This window comes from Belliella marina (genome assembly GCF_042682445.1).
Lineage (GTDB): Bacteria > Bacteroidota > Bacteroidia > Cytophagales > Cyclobacteriaceae > Belliella > Belliella marina.
The window spans coordinates 1-3,206 of sequence record NZ_JBHUHR010000019.1 but is presented as its reverse complement, the minus strand read 5'-3'; the positions used below and the strand labels follow the sequence as shown (position 1 = coordinate 3,206).

General features: G+C 53.1%; 2 rRNA genes. Both read left to right on the top strand.

Annotation, left to right across the window (positions count from 1 at the left end):
- Positions 1 to 100: 100 nt before the first annotated feature.
- A 23S ribosomal RNA gene (locus ACFSKL_RS06860) occupies positions 101 to 2,981 on the top strand.
- Between the two features lie 110 nt (positions 2,982 to 3,091).
- Positions 3,092 to 3,203, top strand: a 5S ribosomal RNA gene (gene rrf / locus ACFSKL_RS06855).
- Positions 3,204 to 3,206: the final 3 nt, after the last annotated feature.

Sequence of the window (3,206 nt, the reverse complement as noted above, 5' to 3'; positions counted from 1 at the left end):
CATAAAAAGTTCATTGACAAGTTGAGCAGAAAATTGAATGTGTGTGCGGAAGCACACAAGAGACCGCCCGGTCCCCAATGCAAAAGGGGGGATTGGGTAATGGCAAGTAAACAAGGGCGTACGGGGGATGCCTAGGCTCTCAGAGGCGATGAAGGACGTGACAAGCTGCGAAAAGCTGCGGGGATCCGCAAGAGGAATTGATCCGCAGATATCCGAATGGGGCAACCCACCGATTGATCGGTATTCCGCAAGGAAGGCAAACCCGGGGAACTGAAACATCTAAGTACCCGGAGGAAGAGAAAACAACAGTGATTCCGTGAGTAGTGGCGAGCGAAAGCGGACGAGCCCAAACCGTCCCTGTCAAGGCAGGGGCGGGGTTATAGGACCGACGTAAAGAGAACATACCCGACTTGAGCTGTCTGGGAAGGCAGGCCAAAGCGGGTGATAGCCCCATAGGGGAAGGGTATGTGATCGGGTTGGTATCCTGAGTAGGCCGGGACAGGAGAAATCCCGGTTGAATTATCCGGCACCATCCGGAAAGGCTAAATACTCCTGAGAGACCGATAGTGTACAAGTACCGTGAGGGAAAGGTGAAAAGTACCGTGAATAACGGGGTGAAATAGAACCTGAAACCGTGCGCCTACAAGCGGTCGGAGCCAAGATATTTGGTGACGGCGTGCCTTTTGCATAATGAGCCTACGAGTTACTCGTTGCTGGCAAGGTTAAGGGATTAAGTCCCGCAGCCGGAGCGAAAGCGAGTCTGAACAGGGCGTTTTAGTCAGTGGCGGTAGACGCGAAACTTTGTGATCTACCCATGGACAGGTTGAAGCCCTGGTAAAACAGGGTGGAGGACCGAACCGATAAACGTTGAAAAGTTTCCGGATGATCTGTGGGTAGGGGTGAAAGGCCAATCAAACTGAGAAATAGCTCGTACTCCCCGAAATGTTTTTAGGAACAGCGTCGTGGAATGTATGCCGGAGGTAGAGCTACCGATAGGACTAGGGGGAGTCATATCCTACCAAATCCTGACGAACTCCGAATGCCGGCATACAGTAACGGCAGTGAGGGCATGGGTGCTAAGGTCCGTGTCCGAGAGGGAAAGAACCCAGACCTACCGCTAAGGTCCCAAAATTTACACTAAGTTGAACAAAGGTGGTCCAGCTGCAGAGACAGCCAGGAGGTTAGCTTGGAAGCAGCTATTCCTTTAAAGAGTGCGTAACAGCTCACTGGTCGAGCGGCAGGGCGTCGATAATAATCGGGCATCAAGTGTAATACCGAAGCGTAGGATTGATATTTATATCAGTGGTAGGGGAGCATTCCAACGGCGGTGAAGGCACATGGCGATGTGTGTTGGAGCTTTTGGAAAAGCAAATGTAGGCATAAGTAACGATAATGCGGGCGAGAAACCCGCACACCGATAGACCAAGGTTTCCTGATCAACGCTAATCGGATCAGGGTCAGTCGGGACCTAAGGCGAAGCCGAGAGGCGTAGTCGATGGCAAATGGGTTGATATTCCCATACTTGGTATGCAGGTGATGGAGTGACGGAGTGATGAAAGACACGCCCGGTGACGGAATACCGGGTTGAAGCTTGTAGGTATTGGGCCCATAGTCAAATGCGTGGGCCTAGCCGAAGGTGATAGTACCGAGCGTCCACGGACAATCGGATAGTTGTCCTAAGTGCTTCCAAGAAAAACTTCTGGCGTTAAGCGCATACCGACCCGTACCGCAAACCGACACAGGTGGTCAAGGAGAGAATCCTGAGGTGCTCGAGTGAATCATGGCTAAGGAACTCGGCAAAATGGCCCTGTAACTTCGGGAGAAGGGGCGCCTACCCACGCTTCGGTGTGGGAGGCCGCAGTGAAAAGGCCCAGGCGACTGTTTAGCAAAAACACATGGCTTTGCGAAGTGGCAACACGAAGTATAAGGCCTGACACCTGCCCGGTGCCGGAAGGTTAAGAGGGGGCGTTACCGCAAGGGAAGCGCTGAATTGAAGCCCCGGTAAACGGCGGCCGTAACTATAACGGTCCTAAGGTAGCGAAATTCCTTGTCGGGTAAGTTCCGACCTGCACGAATGGTGTAACGATCTGGGCACTGTCTCAGCCATGAGCTCGGTGAAATTGTAGTCGCGGTGAAGATGCCGCGTACCCGCAACGGGACGGAAAGACCCCATGAACCTTTACTGCAGCTTAGTATTGGTATTGGGTAAACGATGTGTAGGATAGGTGGGAGACTGTGAAGTGGCGTCGCCAGGCGTTGCGGAGTCGCCGTTGAAATACCACCCTTTGTTTGCCTGGTATCTAATCCCGCATTGCGGGAGACATTGCTTGGTGGGTAGTTTGACTGGGGTGGTCGCCTCCAAAAGGATAACGGAGGCTTCCAAAGGTCCCCTCAGTACGCTTGGTAACCGTACGCGGAGTGCAATAGCATAAGGGGGCTTGACTGTAAGGCCGACAAGCCGAGCAGGGTGGAAACACGGGTATAGTGATCCGGCGGTACCGTATGGAAGGGCCGTCGCTCAAAGGATAAAAGGTACTCTGGGGATAACAGGCTGATCTCCCCCAAGAGCTCATATCGACGGGGAGGTTTGGCACCTCGATGTCGGCTCGTCACATCCTGGGGCTGGAGAAGGTCCCAAGGGTTGGGCTGTTCGCCCATTAAAGTGGCACGCGAGCTGGGTTCAGAACGTCGTGAGACAGTTCGGTCCCTATCTGTTGCGGGCGTGGGAAGTTTGAGGAGACCTGACCTTAGTACGAGAGGACCGGGTTGGACTGACCGCTGGTGTACCGGTTGTGATGCCAATTGCATTGCCGGGTAGCTACGTCGGGAAGAGATAAGCGCTGAAAGCATCTAAGTGCGAAACTCCCTCCAAGATGAGACTTCCAAACAGGGCCGTCAGAGACGATGACGTCGATAGGCAGCAGGTGTAAAGCCAGAGATGGCATAGCCGAGCTGTACTAATTGCCCGAAAACTTGCCGTAAGGTCCAAGCATTCAATTTTCTGTGCACTTGTTGTGAATTTAAGATACGAGACAAAAGACGTGAGATATTAGACAAGAGTCCAATATCCGAGATCAAAGAGTCCAAAGATTTAGGCGGCCTAGCGCAGGGGTCCCACCTCTTCCCATCCCGAACAGAGAAGTTAAGCCCTGCCGCGCCGATGGTACTGGGGTTACACCCGGGAGAGTAGGTCGCCGCCACATTAT